The 15,779-nt window shown below is 38.6% G+C and carries 12 protein-coding genes; 5 read left to right on the top strand and 7 right to left on the bottom strand.

Going from position 1 to position 15,779, the window contains the following annotated elements; translation table 11 throughout:
- The first annotated feature begins 425 nt into the window (after positions 1-425).
- The 3 genes from secDF to IM793_RS04820 all read left to right on the top strand — a co-directional run bounded on the left by secDF (position 426) and on the right by IM793_RS04820 (position 6,097).
- Positions 426-3,407 carry a protein translocase subunit SecDF gene (gene secDF / locus IM793_RS04830; protein ID WP_193419985.1) on the top strand — a complete coding sequence of 994 codons (2,982 nt, stop codon included), beginning with the start codon at positions 426-428 and terminating at the stop codon, positions 3,405-3,407.
- A 373-nt stretch (positions 3,408-3,780) separates the two neighbouring features.
- Positions 3,781-5,115: an NAD(P)/FAD-dependent oxidoreductase gene (locus tag IM793_RS04825; protein WP_193419984.1), complete on the top strand. Its 1,335-nt coding sequence runs from the start codon at positions 3,781-3,783 to the stop codon at positions 5,113-5,115.
- Between the two features lie 121 nt (positions 5,116-5,236).
- A complete protein-coding gene (locus tag IM793_RS04820; protein ID WP_193419983.1) occupies positions 5,237-6,097 on the top strand; it encodes a hydroxymethylglutaryl-CoA lyase in 861 nt (286 codons plus the stop codon).
- 164 nt (positions 6,098-6,261) lie between these two features.
- Here the strand turns inward: IM793_RS04820 and IM793_RS04815 are convergent, their stop codons facing one another.
- From IM793_RS04815 to fbaA, 3 genes are all read right to left on the bottom strand, one after another.
- The gene (locus tag IM793_RS04815; RefSeq protein WP_193419982.1) at positions 6,262-6,684 is read right to left on the bottom strand and encodes a GNAT family N-acetyltransferase; all 423 of its coding nucleotides are present in this window, start codon (positions 6,682-6,684) and stop codon (positions 6,262-6,264) included.
- Positions 6,659-7,165 carry a low affinity iron permease family protein gene (locus tag IM793_RS04810; protein WP_193419981.1) on the bottom strand — a complete coding sequence of 169 codons (507 nt, stop codon included), beginning with the start codon at positions 7,163-7,165 and terminating at the stop codon, positions 6,659-6,661. The genes IM793_RS04815 and IM793_RS04810 overlap by 26 nt, the downstream gene beginning before the upstream one ends.
- A gap of 142 nt (positions 7,166-7,307) precedes the next feature.
- Positions 7,308-8,387 (bottom strand): class II fructose-bisphosphate aldolase, encoded by a 1,080-nt coding sequence (gene fbaA / locus IM793_RS04805; protein WP_132403889.1) that lies wholly within the window; start codon positions 8,385-8,387, stop codon positions 7,308-7,310.
- Positions 8,388-8,697: 310 nt separating this feature from the next.
- On the opposite strand from fbaA, the gene accD reads away from it, so the two are divergent.
- Both accD and IM793_RS04795 read left to right on the top strand, forming a co-directional pair.
- Positions 8,698-9,543: an acetyl-CoA carboxylase, carboxyltransferase subunit beta gene (gene accD / locus IM793_RS04800; RefSeq protein ID WP_121286775.1), complete on the top strand. Its 846-nt coding sequence runs from the start codon at positions 8,698-8,700 to the stop codon at positions 9,541-9,543.
- 398 nt (positions 9,544-9,941) lie between these two features.
- Positions 9,942-11,489 carry a M20/M25/M40 family metallo-hydrolase gene (locus IM793_RS04795; RefSeq protein ID WP_193419980.1) on the top strand — a complete coding sequence of 516 codons (1,548 nt, stop codon included), beginning with the start codon at positions 9,942-9,944 and terminating at the stop codon, positions 11,487-11,489.
- A gap of 149 nt (positions 11,490-11,638) precedes the next feature.
- On the opposite strand, the gene IM793_RS04790 is transcribed toward IM793_RS04795, so the two are convergent.
- The 4 genes from IM793_RS04790 to IM793_RS04775 form a co-directional block, all read right to left on the bottom strand.
- A complete protein-coding gene (locus IM793_RS04790) occupies positions 11,639-12,643 on the bottom strand; it encodes a cytochrome d ubiquinol oxidase subunit II (protein ID WP_193419979.1) in 1,005 nt (334 codons plus the stop codon).
- A gap of 102 nt (positions 12,644-12,745) precedes the next feature.
- Complete coding sequence (locus tag IM793_RS04785) at positions 12,746-14,071, bottom strand: cytochrome ubiquinol oxidase subunit I (RefSeq protein WP_193419978.1); 1,326 nt, start codon at positions 14,069-14,071, stop codon at positions 12,746-12,748.
- Positions 14,072-14,430: 359 nt separating this feature from the next.
- Positions 14,431-15,330, bottom strand: a complete 900-nt coding sequence (locus IM793_RS04780; RefSeq protein ID WP_193419977.1) for an MBL fold metallo-hydrolase — start codon at positions 15,328-15,330, stop codon at positions 14,431-14,433.
- A gap of 74 nt (positions 15,331-15,404) precedes the next feature.
- Entirely contained in the window at positions 15,405-15,608 is a 204-nt protein-coding gene (locus IM793_RS04775; RefSeq protein WP_025143865.1) for a hypothetical protein, read from the bottom strand.
- Positions 15,609-15,779 lie beyond the last annotated feature (171 nt).

Raw genomic sequence — 15,779 nt, 5'->3', positions numbered from 1 at the left:
CTACCCCTGTCAGCTAAACCCGATGGCAGTGAGCATGAAGCGCAGCGAAATAAAACGGACAGCGGGACTATCAGAGCCAAAGAAACACAGGTATTGCTTTTCAATAGAAGATCTATCATGTGTCTTTGTTTCCAAGAACACATATATGAAAAGATGCTTCGTGCCCCAGCATGACAGCAGAAAAAAGATTGAAACAGTAGTGGGATGAAACAAAGCCCAAAAGCTGCTGTAATTGCTTTCCAAATCTATTTCATTCTAAATTTAGTCCTCCGAAATGAATTCTGCCTGATGAATCTCCAATGATTATTGCCCCATAAAAATTAATGTTAATAAATTATCAATTAAGGGGTTCTATAATTTAAAAATTTAATTAGATTTGCCGACTTGTTAAAAAACAGCGAAAGACAAATTATTTTAAACAAACAATGCAAGGAAAAGGTTTTATTAAGTTTATAGCGATAGTATTGGCTATCGTTTGTGCGTACGCACTTTCTTTTACTTTGGTAGCATCCAAGGTAGAAAAAGACGCAAAAAACGCTGCGAAGGGTGATTTAGCCAAAGAAAAGGCTTACTTAGATTCGATGAGTACCGTAAAAGTTTATCCATTAGTTGGATTTACTTATCAAGAGGTAAAAGCGAAAGAGATTAATTTGGGTCTGGATTTAAAAGGCGGAATGAACGTAACGATGGAAATATCGTTGGCGGAGTTGGTAAAATCATTAGCAGGTAACCCTACTGATGCGAACTTCAACAAAGCAGTTCAGAATGCACAGATTCAATTAAATGCCGGTGGTAAAGATTACATCAAAATTTTTGTTGATGAATTCGAAAAATTAAGCCCGGGAGTAAAACTTGCAGATTATTTCTCTAATCAGGATAACGCATCTCAGTTAAAACCTAGTGCAAGCAATAGCGACGTTGAATCTTTCTTAGAAAAAGAAGCAACCAGTGCTATTGATCGTTCATTTACAGTTTTACGTTCACGTATTGATGGTTTCGGAGTAGTTAGTCCGAACATGCAAAAACAAGAAGGTAGCAACCGTATCTTAATCGAAATGCCAGGTGTACAAGATAAAGAGCGTATTGCTAAACTTTTACAGGGTTCTGCCGAATTACAATTCTGGCAAGTTTACCAGGTACAAGAAGTTGCACCATTATTAGAAAACATTAATAAAATTTTAGCGGCAACATTAAAAACTGATGCACCAGCTGCTAAAGATACAACGGCTGCTCCGGCTGCTGGTGGTAAATTAGCTGGTTTAGAAAAAGCTGCAGCTAAAGACACTACAGCTAAAGGTGGCAAGCTTGCTGGCTTAGGTAAAAAAGATTCGAGCGCAGTTAAAGCCGAATTGATGAAATCTAACCCATTGTATGCTGTTCTTAACTTACCGATTTACCAGGGCGAAAACGGACAACAACAATTAATGCCTGGTGCAGTTGTTGGTATGTCGTTACAAAAAGATACGGCTAAAGTTAATGCTTATTTAAAACTTCCTGAAGTTGCTGCATCTATTCCATCTACGATGAAATTTATGTGGAGTGTTAAACCTAGAGAAGGTTCGAAAATTTTCGAATTATATGCAATCAAAGTGGTTAGTGCCGATGGTAAACCAGATTTAGGTGGTGAGGCAATCAGCGATTCGCGTGCAGATTTTGACCAAAAAGGTAAACCAGAGGTAACCATGTACATGACCAGCGAAGGTTCTGCTAAATGGAAAAAAATTACTGCTGAAGCGGCTGCTGATCCAAACAACAAAAAATCTATTGCCATTGTATTGGATAACCAGGTTTATTCTGCTCCTACTGTTCAGAATGAAATTGCTGGTGGTGTTTCCTCAATCACGGGTAACTTTACCCAGGCAGATACTAAGGATTTATCAAACATCTTAAAAGCTGGTAAATTGCCTGCTCCTGCACGTATTGCAGGTAGCTACGTAGTTGGTCCAACTTTAGGTGCACAAGCTATTCACGATGGTTTAATCTCTTTCGTAATTGCCTTTATCGTAATCTTAATCTTCATGGCGTTGTATTATCACCGTGCAGGCTGGGTTGCAAACTTTGCGTTGTTAATCAACTTATTCTTCATCATTGGTATCCTGGTATCACTTGGCGCAGTATTAACATTACCTGGTATTGCTGGTATCGTATTAACCATTGGTTTATCGGTAGATGCAAACATCCTTATCTTTGAGCGTGTACGTGAAGAGCTTGCGCATGGCAAGAACACCGCTACGGCAATTAAGGAAGGTTTTAAACATGCAATGCCTTCAATTATCGATTCAAACGTTACCTTATTCATTTTAGGTGCTATCCTTTACGTTTTTGGTAGCGGGCCAGTTCAAGGTTTCGCAACTACCTTATGTATCGGTATCCTTTCATCATTATTTGCAGCTGTAGCCATTTCGAGAGTAGTTTTCGAATCATTATTAAGCCGCAAAATCGATGTAAGTTTCGATAATAGCTTAACCCGTAACGCATTTAAAAACTTAGCCTTCAACTTTGTTGGCCGTCGTAAAATCTATTACGTTATCTCTACCATCATTATTATTGCTGGTATTGGTATGTACTTCAAAAATGGCGGTTTAAACTTAGGTGTAGATTTTAAAGGGGGTAGAACTTATTTGGTTCACTTCGATAAAGCAGTTAATACTGAAGATTTAAAAGCTAAGTTAAATCCGGTTTTCGGTAACGAAACTCCAGAGGTTAAAACTGCAGGCGAAGATAGTCAGGTAAAAATCACCACTACTTTCCACATCGAAGATCAGGACATTAAAACTGATAAAGTTGTAGAAGATGCGTTAAATAAAGGTTTAGCCGGATCCAAATATGAAATCGTAAGCTCACAAAAGGTAACGCCGATTATTGCAAGCGATATCGTAAACGGTGCTTTCTATGCCGTATTGATTTCATGTTTATTCATGTTTATCTACATCGTTGTACGATTCAAAAAATGGCAGTATGGTTTAGGTGCTGTAATTGCATTGTTCCATGATGTTTTAATGGTATTATCTTTCTACACTATTTTAGATGGTATTATGCCATTCTCACTAGAAATTGGTCAGGATTTCATCGCAGCAATTTTAACTGTAATGGGTTACACCATGACAGAGACAGTTGTTGTATTTGACCGTATCCGTGAGAAATTAAAAGAATCTGGTAAAGAAGATTTACACGGTGAAGAGCGTAACAACTTAATCAACTTCGCGTTGAACAGTACATTAAGTCGTACCATCTTAACCTCATTAACCGTATTCTTCGTGTTATTGGTAATCTTCATTTTCGGTGGCGATAGCATCCGTGGGTTTATCTTCGCATTATTGATCGGCCGTATCATTGGTACATACTCATCATTATGTATCTCTACTCCTATCGTAATCGATTTGGGTAGCTCAGCTGAGAAAAAATAAGAGATTAAAATCTTAAAATATATAAGCGCTTCGATTTATCGGGGCGCTTTTTTTTGTGCCAAACCTCGTAGGTTTTAAAAACCTGCGAGGTTTAAAAGACAAAATGCACAAAGCTTTTCATTTATTTTGAAAAGCAAATCCTGTGGTTCTTCGGTTTCGACGATACTGCTGTCCGTTTTATCCCGATGAAGGATCGGGATGCTCACTGCCATCAGGTTTATTTAACCTGGGTCAGTACTTTAAACCTGCAAAATACTGCTTCGTCATACCAGCGTTATATCTTCTTTTTTAAGCCAGAATAACTGTCAAAACCTGATCTTTTAAACCTTTTGGCCATTTTTTTGTTACATTGCTACAGATAAACCGATAAAGAATGGATTTACAACTTCCAAAAAGCGAATACCCTAGAGTAGTGATTGTTGGTGGCGGATTTGGTGGGATTGAGTTAGCTAAACGTTTAAAGAACAAGCCTTTTCAGGTAGTGATGCTAGATAAGCACAATTACCATACTTTCCAACCCTTACTTTATCAGGTGGCTACAGGAGGTTTAGAAGCAGATTCGATTGCTTTTCCTTTACGGAAGATTTTTAAAGGACAAAAAAATCTGATTTTCCGCGTGACCAAAGTTACCGAAGTAAATGCTGCCGAAAACTGTTTACAAACTGACATAGGCAGAATCAATTACGATTATCTGGTTATCGCCACAGGTTCTACCAGCAATTTTTTCGGCAACAAAGAAATTGAAGCCAATTCGATGCCGATGAAATCAATTCCTGAAGCATTAGATTTAAGAAGTTTGATTTTACAGAATTTCGAAAAATCGCTGATCGAAAAAGATGCAGATAAAAAAAGTGCCCTATTAAACTTTGTTGTAGTTGGCGGTGGTCCGACAGGCGTTGAAACCTCCGGTGCCATTGCAGAGCTTAAAAGACATGTAATTCCTAACGATTATCCTGAAATGGATCTAAGTAAGGTTAACATTTACCTGATCGAAAATTCTCCTGAATTATTGGGTGTAATGTCGCCACAGGCACAAAAAAAAGCCAAAGATTTCCTTTCCGATATGGGCGTTCAGATTATGAATGAAACCAGGGTACTGGGTTACGACGGACATATACTCACCTTGCAGGATAAAGCACCAATTTTAAGTTCAACAGTAATCTGGAGTGCCGGCGTTAAGGGTGAGGTTTTAGGTGGTTTAGATAAAGCTGAAGTGGTGAGAGGCGGCAGATTAAAAACAGATACCCAAAATTTAATAGTAGGGTATCAGAATATTTATGCCATTGGCGATGTAGCTGCTATTATTGACGAAGAAACACCTAATGGTCACCCGGGAGTTGCACCGGCAGCCATACAGCAAGGACACCACTTGGCCAAAAACCTGATCAACATCAAGGAAAACAAACCTCTGGAGAAATTTAAATATTTCGACAAAGGCTCAATGGCCACAGTAGGCAGAAATAAAGCTGTTGTTGATATCGGCAAAATCCGTTTCCAGGGTGTGTTTGCATGGTTTACCTGGATGTTTGTTCACTTAATGACATTAGTAGGCTTCAGAAACAAAATTATTGTTTTTGTAAACTGGGTTTGGAGTTACTTCAGCTACGATCGGGGAACCCGTTTAATTATCAGAACCTTTGCGAAAGATCGAAGTGTGGATTATAGAGACGAGGTACCAGCCGTAAAAGAAGAAGTCAAGCTGTCTTAGTCTTTAGTCTTTAGTCTTTAGTCTTTAGTCTTTAAGGCAACTTTGACAATAAAAAAATTGTTTCCTTTTTTCTTCTTTTCTTTGCGAAAAACTTTGCGCATTTTGCGGTTAAACCAAAAACATGAGTCAAAATAAATTCAAATTAGTAGAATGCCCGCGCGATGCCATGCAGGGACTTCATGATTTTGTTCCTACTGCGCTTAAAGCCGAATATTTAAATCTTTTGCTTCAGGTGGGTTTTGATACCCTTGATTTTGGAAGTTTTGTTTCGCCTAAAGCCATTCCGCAAATGGCCGATACAGCAGAAGTTTTGGCACAATTGGATTTAAACAATACCTCTACCCGACTTTTGGCAATTGTAGCCAATTTAAGGGGTGTAGAAGATGCGGTTAAACACAAAGCGGTTAATTACCTTGGCTTTCCTTTTTCGATCTCTGAGACGTTCCAGCAGCGTAATACCAATTCGAGCATATCACAATCATTAGATACGGTCGAAGAAATGCTCTCCCTTTGTGCTAAAAACAACAAAAAAGCGGTGGTTTATCTTTCGATGGGTTTTGGAAACCCTTATGGTGATGAATGGAATTATGAAATTGTAGAAAAATGGGCTGATGTTCTCGTGAATAAAGGGGTAGAGATTTTATCGCTGGCCGATACCGTAGGTGTTTCCACTCCAGAAAAAATTGAAAGTATATTACCTAAATTGATTTCAAGGTTTAACAATACAGAAATTGGGATCCATTTGCACTCCACTCCTGCCGATCGGCTCGAAAAGATCCAAGCTGCTTATCATTCGGGTATAAAGCGTATAGATTCAGCTTTAAAGGGCTTTGGTGGCTGTCCAATGGCTGCTGATGACCTTACGGGTAACATCGCAACTGAAGATGTGATTAATTTTCTTCATACTAAAGGAGAAAATTTAAATCTGGATATGGATAAATGGAATGAGGCAATGACGTTATCGGGGAAGATATTTGGGTAGGTTCCTTTTAACTCCCGAGGTCGTCATTTCGAGCGGAGTGAAACGCAGTCGAGAACCACGCAGTGCTCAGCGAAGCTAAATCTATATCAAAAGATTTCTCCATTTCGCTGCGCTTCAGTCGAAATGACGATATTAGGAACCGGTGTCTCTAGGCTAACTATTCCTTAAACCTTCTTCACCATTTTAAAATGCTGAATACCAGCTTCTTCAAATTGCTCACCCTCAGCTACAAAACCAAACTTAGCATACAAACTCATGGCATCTAATTGCGCATTCAGGTAAATATAATGTGCATCCTCCGGCAGATCAGATAATGCTTCAGCAATTAGTGCCCGGCCAACTCCCTGCCCTCTAAAATCTTTTAAAACCGCAAAACGTTCAAGCTTATACCCAAGGTCGGTTTTACGCCATCTACAGGCACCGCAAGGTTGTCCGTTATTTGTGGCCAGAAAATGAATAGACTCATCTTCATGCTCCCACTCCAGTTCCGGCGGACAATTCTGTTCATCTACAAATACAATTTTACGTATAGCAAATACTTTATCTAAATCTTCGGGATGGTTAACTTTTTGAACGTGCAGACTCATTATCGTGGTGTTTAAAGTGTTTATTCGATTTTAATTTCAATTCATTTAATTCTTTTGCAACATCTATCGAATGTGAACAATGAATATCGGCCTCTTTTTTCGCAAGTGTGGCAATCGTAACGTAAAATTTATGTAACTGATCCAGTTCTTTTTCACTCAGGTCTTCAATATCGACCATCCGGTTACTTGCCCCCTGCTGTGCAGCAATCAATTCATTTAATTTTAACTGGATCGCTTTACCATCTTTATTCTGTGCTTTCTGGATCAAAAAAACCATCAAAAAGGTAATAATCGTTGTACCTGTATTAATCACCAACTGCCAGGTTTCAGAATAATTAAACAGAGGGCCGGTTACTGCCCAAATAATTACAATAGCGGTTGCCGCAATAAATGCAACAGAACTACCGGTAAACTTGGTTGCCGCATTAGCGAATTTCTCAAAAAAATTATTTTTTTTAGTTTCGTTTTTAGATTTTGCCATCACAATTTGTTTGCTTAAATATAACCATAAAACAAACAAAAGCGCCATAAGTTTTTAAACCCATGGCGCTTTTGTTTAATTATTGAATGATTGATTTTTTGAATCGTTGAATGTAATCCAATCTTCAAAAACCAATCAAATCTTATAGCTTATCGTTAACGTTGATACAGTTCAGATCTTCGAATGCAGTAGTTAAACGCTTAACAAAAGTTTCTTCACCTTTACGTAACCATACGCGTGGATCATAGTATTTTTTATTTGGTTTATCATCGCCATCAGGGTTACCGATCTGGGCTTGAAGATAAGCTTCATTCTTTTTGTAATATTCTAAAATACCTTCCCAAAATGCCCATTGCATGTCAGTATCAATATTCATTTTAATTGCACCATAAGAAATTGCTTCTCTGATTTCTTCCTGAGTAGAACCAGAACCACCGTGGAATACGAAATTGATCGGTTTCTCTGCAGTTAAGCTGAATTTTTCTTTGATGAAATCCTGAGAATTTTTCAAAATTACCGGTTGCAATTTTACGTTACCTGGTTTATAAACACCGTGTACGTTACCAAAAGCAGCAGCAACAGTAAAACGAGGAGAAACTTTGCTTAATTCTTCGTAAGCATAAGCCACTTCACTAGGCTGAGTATATAATTTAGAGCTGTCTACATCGCTATTATCAACACCATCTTCTTCACCACCGGTAACACCAAGTTCGATTTCGATAGTCATGTTCATTTTAGCCATGCGTGCTAAGTATTTAGCAGAAATTTCCATGTTTTCTTCAATAGATTCTTCCGATAAATCTAACATGTGAGATGAAAACAAAGGTTTTCCGGTTTCAGCGAAGAATTTTTCACCGTGGTCTAAAAGTCCATCAATCCAAGGCAATAATTTTTTAGCGGCGTGGTCGGTATGTAAAACCACGGCAACACCATAATGCTCTGCCAATAAATGTACATGTTTAGCAGCCGATACAGCTCCTAAAATACATGCTTGTAATTTCTCATTATCTAATGATTTACCAGCATAAAACTGTGCACCTCCGTTAGACAATTGAATCATAACAGGCGAATTTACTGCCTTAGCAGTTTCCAATACCGCGTTAACCGTATTGGTACCGGTTACGTTTACTGCTGGTAAAGCAAACTGATGTTTTTTAGCCTGCTCAAACAATTCTTGAACGGCATCTCCGTAAATTACGCCTTTGTAGCCTTTTAAACTCATTTCTTGTTAATTTTATTAAGTCCGAAGTTATAAAAAAAAATAACATTCCAAGCTTTTGTAACAACAGAATTATTTGCTTAACAGCAAAATAAAGCCTATTTAGTGTAAAAAACACATTATCCTTAGTGTAAAAAAGACACACTTCAGTTTTCAATTCGAAGTTCACAATGGGCAAATACAGGTTTTCAATTACTTCAGCTACTTAGCTATTAAGCATCAACCAATTAACCATCGACTATTTTTAAGTCTAATAAGGTCCGACTTTATTTTATTTTTCGTTTCTTTGCAATCCAATTCTTCAAAAAATTATATGGCTTGGTTTAAAAGAGAGAATAAAGGTATCATTACCACAACAGAAGAGAAAAAAGAAGCACCAGATGGTTTGTGGAATAAATGTCCAAATTGTAAGAAACCGCTACATCAGGCAGAACTTCAGGAAAACAAATACGTTTGTCATTACTGCAATTACCATCTGAGAGTGGGCTCAAAAGAATATTTCGAGGTTTTATTTGATAATAACGAATTTAAAGAGCTGTTCCCTAACTTAACATCAGGCGACCCTCTAAACTTTAACGATAACAAACCTTATACCGATAGAATTAAGGAAAGTCAGGCTAAAACAGGCTTAAAAGACGCTATCCGGGCAGGAGTTGGTAAAATCGAAGGTCAGGATCTCGTTATTGCCTGTATGGATTTCGCTTTCATAGGTGGTTCAATGGGTTCGGTTGTGGGCGAAAAAATTGCACGTTCAATTGATTACAGTATCAAACATAAAGTTCCATTCCTGATGATTTCAAAATCAGGTGGTGCACGGATGATGGAAGCCGCATTTTCATTAATGCAAATGGCTAAAACTTCAGCTAAACTGGCTTTATTAGGTCAGGCTAAAGTTCCATATATCTCTTTATTAACCGATCCAACTACGGGCGGTGTAACGGCATCGTATGCCATGCTCGGCGATATCAACATTGCCGAACCAGGCGCTTTGATCGGTTTTGCCGGTCCAAGAGTAATTAAAGAAACCATTAAAAAAGATTTACCGAAAGGTTTCCAAACTTCAGAATTCGTTCTGGAACATGGTTTCCTTGATTTTATTGTAGATAGAAGAGCCATGAAAGCTAAATTGGGCGCTTTTATCAAAATGATGAACAATTAGTTGGTTCAATAGTTCATTGGTCATTTGTTCATGAGTACAAGTTGCCCAGTAAACAAATAAACTTATAATAAGAAAAGCAGGGCTTGAATAAATCGGTGAATTCAGTCCTGCTTTTTGCTTTAAGTCCTCGCTACACTCCGGGCTTTCCGCGACAATCAGGTTTAACTTGCATAGCCAGTGGTTCTTATGAGGGTTTTTTCTAGCGAGTGTAAGTTTACCACAAAGGCACCAATACACAAAGGAAAAGGCTATTCCTTACTTAGGTGAACTAAGGTGCCTTAGGTGGTCAAAATATACTGGGTGTTAACACCAAACTCCTGCAACATTTCCATTAACATCTCCCAACCTTACTCCATATTTCATAAATTAGTACATCAAATAATCAACCCTAACTAATTATGAATAAAAAGCTACTATTTTCTGCCCTATTACTGTGCGGCTCTGCAAGCGTTTTTGCGCAAGACAGGAAAGTAATCGACAATATTGTTAAAGAAGTAAACGAAAACTCTCAATTAGAGAAACTCGCGCACGAATTGCTTGATGTTGTTGGTCCGCGTTTGGTTGGTTCGCCACAAATGAAACAGGCCAACGATTGGGCAATTAAAAAATACAGTGACTGGGGCATCTCTGCCAAAAATGAAAAATGGGGCGAATGGGCAGGCTGGGAAAGAGGCATTACCCATATCGATCTGGTAAGTCCACGGGTACGCACTTTAGAAGGTACACAATTGGCCTGGAGCCCATCAACCAATGGTAAAGCGATTAATGCAGAAGCGATTATCTTACCCGAAATAACCGATTCGGTATCTTTTCAGAAATGGTTACCCAATGTAAAAGGTAAAATTGTTTTAATTTCCATGAACCAACTTTCTGGCCGACCAGAAAAAAACTGGGAAGAATTTGCCACAAAAGACCTTTTTGAAAAATTTAAAAAAGAAAAATCCGAGGCTGTAAAAGCATGGACAGCCAGCATCACTAAAACAGGTCTAACTGCCAAAACTCTTCCCGTAGCTTTAGAAAATGCAGGTGCAGTAGCCGTGGTAATCAATAACTGGTCGCAGGGTTTTGGAGTAGATAAAATTTTTGGTGCAAATACCACAAAAGTGCCAACACTGGATTTATCAGTTGAAGATTACGGTTTAGTTTACCGTTTGGCCTTAAATGGCGATAAACCGAAGCTAAAAATCGAGGCAGATTCGAAAAAATTAGGAGCTGTACCCACTTTTAATACGATCGCTGAGATTAAAGGTACTCAAAAGCCAAATGAATATGTGATGCTTTCAGCACACTTCGATTCCTGGGATGGTGCAAGCGGCGCTACCGATAATGGTTCTGGCACCATCTTAATGATGGAAGCCATGCGCATTCTAAAGAAAATTTATCCTAACCCAAAACGCACCATTTTGGTTGGCCATTGGGGAAGTGAAGAGCAGGGTTTAAATGGTTCAAGAGCTTTTGTAGAAGATCATCCGGAAATTGTGAACAACCTACAGGCCTTGTTTAACCAGGATAACGGAACAGGCCGCGTGGTTAACATTGGTGGACAAGGATTTGCTAAATCAAAGGATTATATCACCCGTTGGTTGGCCGCAGTACCTGATACGATTAAAAACCAGATCAAAACCAGTTTCCCAGGAACACCTGGCGCAGGAGGTTCAGATTTTGCTTCATTTGTAGCTGCCGGAGCGTTGGGTTATTCATTAAGTTCTACCAGTTGGGATTATGGAACATACACCTGGCACACCAACCGCGACAGTTATGATAAGTTGGTTTTCGACGAGATTAGAAGCAATGTGATTTTAGCAGCCATCATGGTTTATATGGCTTCAGAAGATCCTGAAAAAACCTCAACCGAAAAAGCAACAGATTTACCGGTTAACGAACGTACCGGAAAAGCATCTACCTGGCCGGTACAAACTAAATCGAACAGAAAAGGTGGGTTGTAAATAAAGAATTGAATATAATTTAAAGGAGCATTTGGAAACAGATGCTCTTTTTTCTTGCAGCAACCCTAAATATGCTGTCATGCTGAGGTACGAAGCATCTGTTTCATTGGTTGCAGATGCTTCGTACCTCAGCATGACAACAAGTGGCATTACTCTTCCTTCTTCTGAAACTTATAAAACAAATATCCTAAAAAAGGTAAAATCAATACACTTCCCAATAAAAGTGCTAAACCTAAACTGTAAATGGTTTTTTCTGGTCCAGCTGTTTCCAATAGCGAAATTGCATCTCCGCTTTTTAAACGAATAAAATTTGGAAAGTGGGCATAACTAATCGCCAGAAGGATCATCGTTACCTGGAAGCCCGCTAAAACGCGTAAAATCTTGGTTTTGCCTTTAATCAACAGGTACCATAATAAAATAAGAGATAAACTCGCCAGAACAATGGCCGATAAACCCACATTACTTTTAAAAACCCAATCGATCAATGGAATTTTATCGCGCTGTGCGGCAATAAATACCATAGCCCCAAAAACTACCGCAGCGATATTCATAAATTCGGCCTTTTTTATAAAACGGCGTTTATCATGATATTCATCCGTTTCACCAATAAGATAAATAGCCGCCAGGAAACCGCAAAGCGCCACCGTAAAGAAGCCTACAGCAATTGAAAACCAGTTTAACCAACCTGATATATAGGCAGTATAAAAATCAGTCGCTTGTGTATCAATATGGCCCGAAATTAAGCTTCCGGCAATTATACCCAGAAACAAAGCCGTTACAAAACTCGAATACCGAAATATCCGGTTGTAGAACCACTGCATATCATCTTTTACGGCATCATAATGGCGGAATACAAAGGCAGTACCACGGGCAATAATCCCAATGAGCATAATGGCCAAAGGGATATGCAGGTAAACCGACATGGTGGTATAAATATGTGGGAAACCCACAAAAAGGATCACAATAGCAATGATCAGCCACATGTGGTTGGCCTCCCAAACCGGACCAATAGCCTGGTACATGGTTTTACGGGTTTTACTCCTGTTTTTTGTTGAAGTAAAGAGTTCTATAATCCCCGCGCCAAAATCGGCCCCACCCAATAAAAAGTAGAGCAGAATGGCCATGCATAAAAATGTAATTACAATTTGTTCCATCATTTATTTTTTTGCCACAGATTTACACAGATAAATACAAATTTTAGATAAGCTTAGATCCAATTAAACAACTTTATCTGTGGTTATCCTCTTCATCTGTGGTTAATGATTATTTTCTTCAGTTTTATTATACAGCACAGGTACCATTTTAATCTGCCGGTAAAGCAAAAACGTTACAATAATGCTTAAAGAAATGTAAATGGCCGAGAAGATATAAAATGAATAAGCAATACCCGGCATGGGCGTAACCGCATCTTTAGTACGCATAACGCCATAAATAATCCAGGGCTGCCTGCCAACTTCAGTAACTACCCAACCGGCTTCTAAAGCGAGGTAGCCAAGCGGAATAGCAACGACGAACAGTTTTAACAGCCAACGCTTTTCGGTTAAAGGTTTCTTTTTAAAAAGGATGAAAAAATAGGTTAAGGCTATCAAAAGCAGTAGTGTGCCTATCCCCACCATAATCTGGAAAGCATAATGGCTTATAGCAACTGGGGGATGTTCATTTTCCGGGATCTGATCCAATCCCTTAACTTCGGCTTTAAAATCGCCATGTGCCAGAAAACTTAAAGCGCCCGGAATTTTGATTGCCCCTTTTACCGTTTTATCTTTCTCGTTTACGATACCACCGATCAAAAGCGGAGCAGGTTTTTCGGTTTTATACAATGCTTCCATTGCAGCTAGCTTTGCAGGCTGACGTTTGGCTACGTCTTTTGCAGAAATATCGCCGCTTAATGGCTGTAATAAAGCAGCAATGCAGGCAAATACTGCCGCTATTTTAAAAGCTTTTAAATGGAACGCTGCATTTCTGTTCCTTAGAATCATTAAAGCATGTACGCCTGCCACAGCAAAACCCGTTGCGGTAAATGCTGCCAAACACATGTGTAAAGCCTGACTAAACCAAGCTTTATTGAACATGGCCTGTATGGGATCGATGTTGAGGTATTGTCCGTTTACAAAATCAAAACCTGCCGGACTATTCATCCAGGCATTGGCTGCCACTACGAGTATTCCGGATGCCAAACCACTCACCCCTACTACCATTCCTGTAAACCAATGGAACCATTTATTTAATTTATTCCAGCCATAAAGAAAAAAGCCAAGGGCTATCGCTTCAATAAAAAAAGCTGTTCCTTCCAACGAAAAAGGCATTCCGAAGATGGGTCCGGCATGATCCATGAATTTTGGCCAAAGCAAGCCCAATTCGAACGATAACATGGTACCTGATACCGCACCGGTAGCGAAGAATATGGCAACCCCTTTACTCCAGGCTTTTGTGAGGTTTTTATACACCTCATCATTGGTTTTAAGCCATTTGTAATGTGATACGGCCATAAAGAAAGGCATCACCATGCCGATACAGGAAAAAATAATGTGAAAGCCTAATGATAAGGCCATTTGGGAACGGGCTGCTATAAAATCATCCATGGGCTGTAGATTTTGAATTGTAACAAATATAGTTGTTAATGATTAAAGCCTATGGTAATTCGATGACGTTGAAAGGATTATTTTAAATATAGAACGTTTATAAATTGAAAATAGATTTGGAGGGCTGTCTTAAAGGAACGATAAATTTTTAGAGATGAGCACAGACGGATATCGTCGAGCGGTTCCGATAGCTATCGGATCGAGATGACAACTTTTCTTATGAAATATGAAGTTAAATCCCCTCAATTCATCATAAACAGCGGTTAAGCTCCTTCAATCAATCCAAGCAATTGTTATTAAAGTTATATCAGCTCCCCTCCTAATTTAGGAGGGGCCAGGGGTGGTTAACGAATAAATATTTACACCCCTTTCAGCTCATCATAAGCAGCAGTTAAACTTCTTTCAATGCCTTCTCCCTTCCATTCGGGTGCATTTGGGATCGTAGTCGTTTTTAAAATATCTTCTTTGCTTTTACCTGCTTTAATTTCGCCGCCCACAAAAGTTAACAGGTTTTGAAGGTAATTTTGATAAGCTTTAACATTAGTTTTATTTCCGGTTACTTTTTCCGGATCAAGGCTATGTCCCCAGATAAATAAGGTATCATTATCAAACTGGTTCTGGATTTTATCTAAAGCAGTGATCCAGTTGCCAATGTGTGCGCCATTTTCTCTATCAATATATGGAAATTTACGGTTGAAAACCAGATCACCTACATGCACGATATTGGCATTTTCGAAATGGTAAATAGCATCGCCATTGGTATGCCCTGAACCATAATAATAAGCTTTAATATTTTCGTTGCCCACTTTCGCGCTCCATTTTGTACCGAAAGTGGTATCAGGCAAAAGCTGTTTATCTAAATTATTTGCTTTCTCTGCGCCTCTTTTTTGGTTTACCAATGAATTTTGGTGTGCGACTACTTTTTCAGCCAATCCTTTAAAAGAAATATTCCCAGCGGTATGATCGCCATGGTGATGCGTGTTGATCAAATATTTGAAAGGCTTTTCTCCCAGTTTTTTTAATTCGTCTATTACATGAGGTGCTGTAGTCGGGAACTGTGCATCTACCACTACAAAACCATTGCTCGAATTTAACCACCCAATAGTTCCACCCTGTTCGGTAAATATACCTACATCATTACGGAGCGGTTTAAAATTATAAGCACGCAACAACTCTTGCTGCCCAAAAACATCTGTTTTATAAATTGATAGCAAGGCCACTGCCAGTGCCGAATTTTTGATAAAATTTCTTCTCTCCATTTTGCAATTAAGCTAAAAAAACCACAGCAAATGCTGTGGTTTAAATTTAATGATTTAGATTCTGAAATAACAAATTATATACCAGAACCCGGTGTGGTACCTGGCTCGTGCCCAGGACCAAAGGAATTATTCTTACGGTCTTTATCTTTGTTAAACAGATTGGTCGTTACTTTTGATGATTTATTTTCATCTAAAGTTCTATCTTCTTTAATATCTTCTGCGGTTTTATCCAGTAAATCGTTCTCAACAACTTTACCTTTTTCTTTATTCGTTTCCATAGTAATTGTAAATTGATATACTATATGAACAACCTAAAAATAAGATTGTTTTTAATAGTTGTCTTTGGAATGGGTTTTATACACACAGATTACTTTCAATATTCTGTGGCTACTTCTAGTCTTAGCGTCTCGCTAAGGCCTCGCAATTAATCCTGTCTCTACGCAAAAAAA

Origin of the sequence: Pedobacter sp. MR2016-19 (assembly GCF_014947265.1) — a bacterium.
Lineage (GTDB): Bacteria > Bacteroidota > Bacteroidia > Sphingobacteriales > Sphingobacteriaceae > Pedobacter.
The sequence above is the reverse complement of the archived record's forward strand: the minus strand, read 5'-3'. Positions and strand labels throughout refer to the sequence as shown.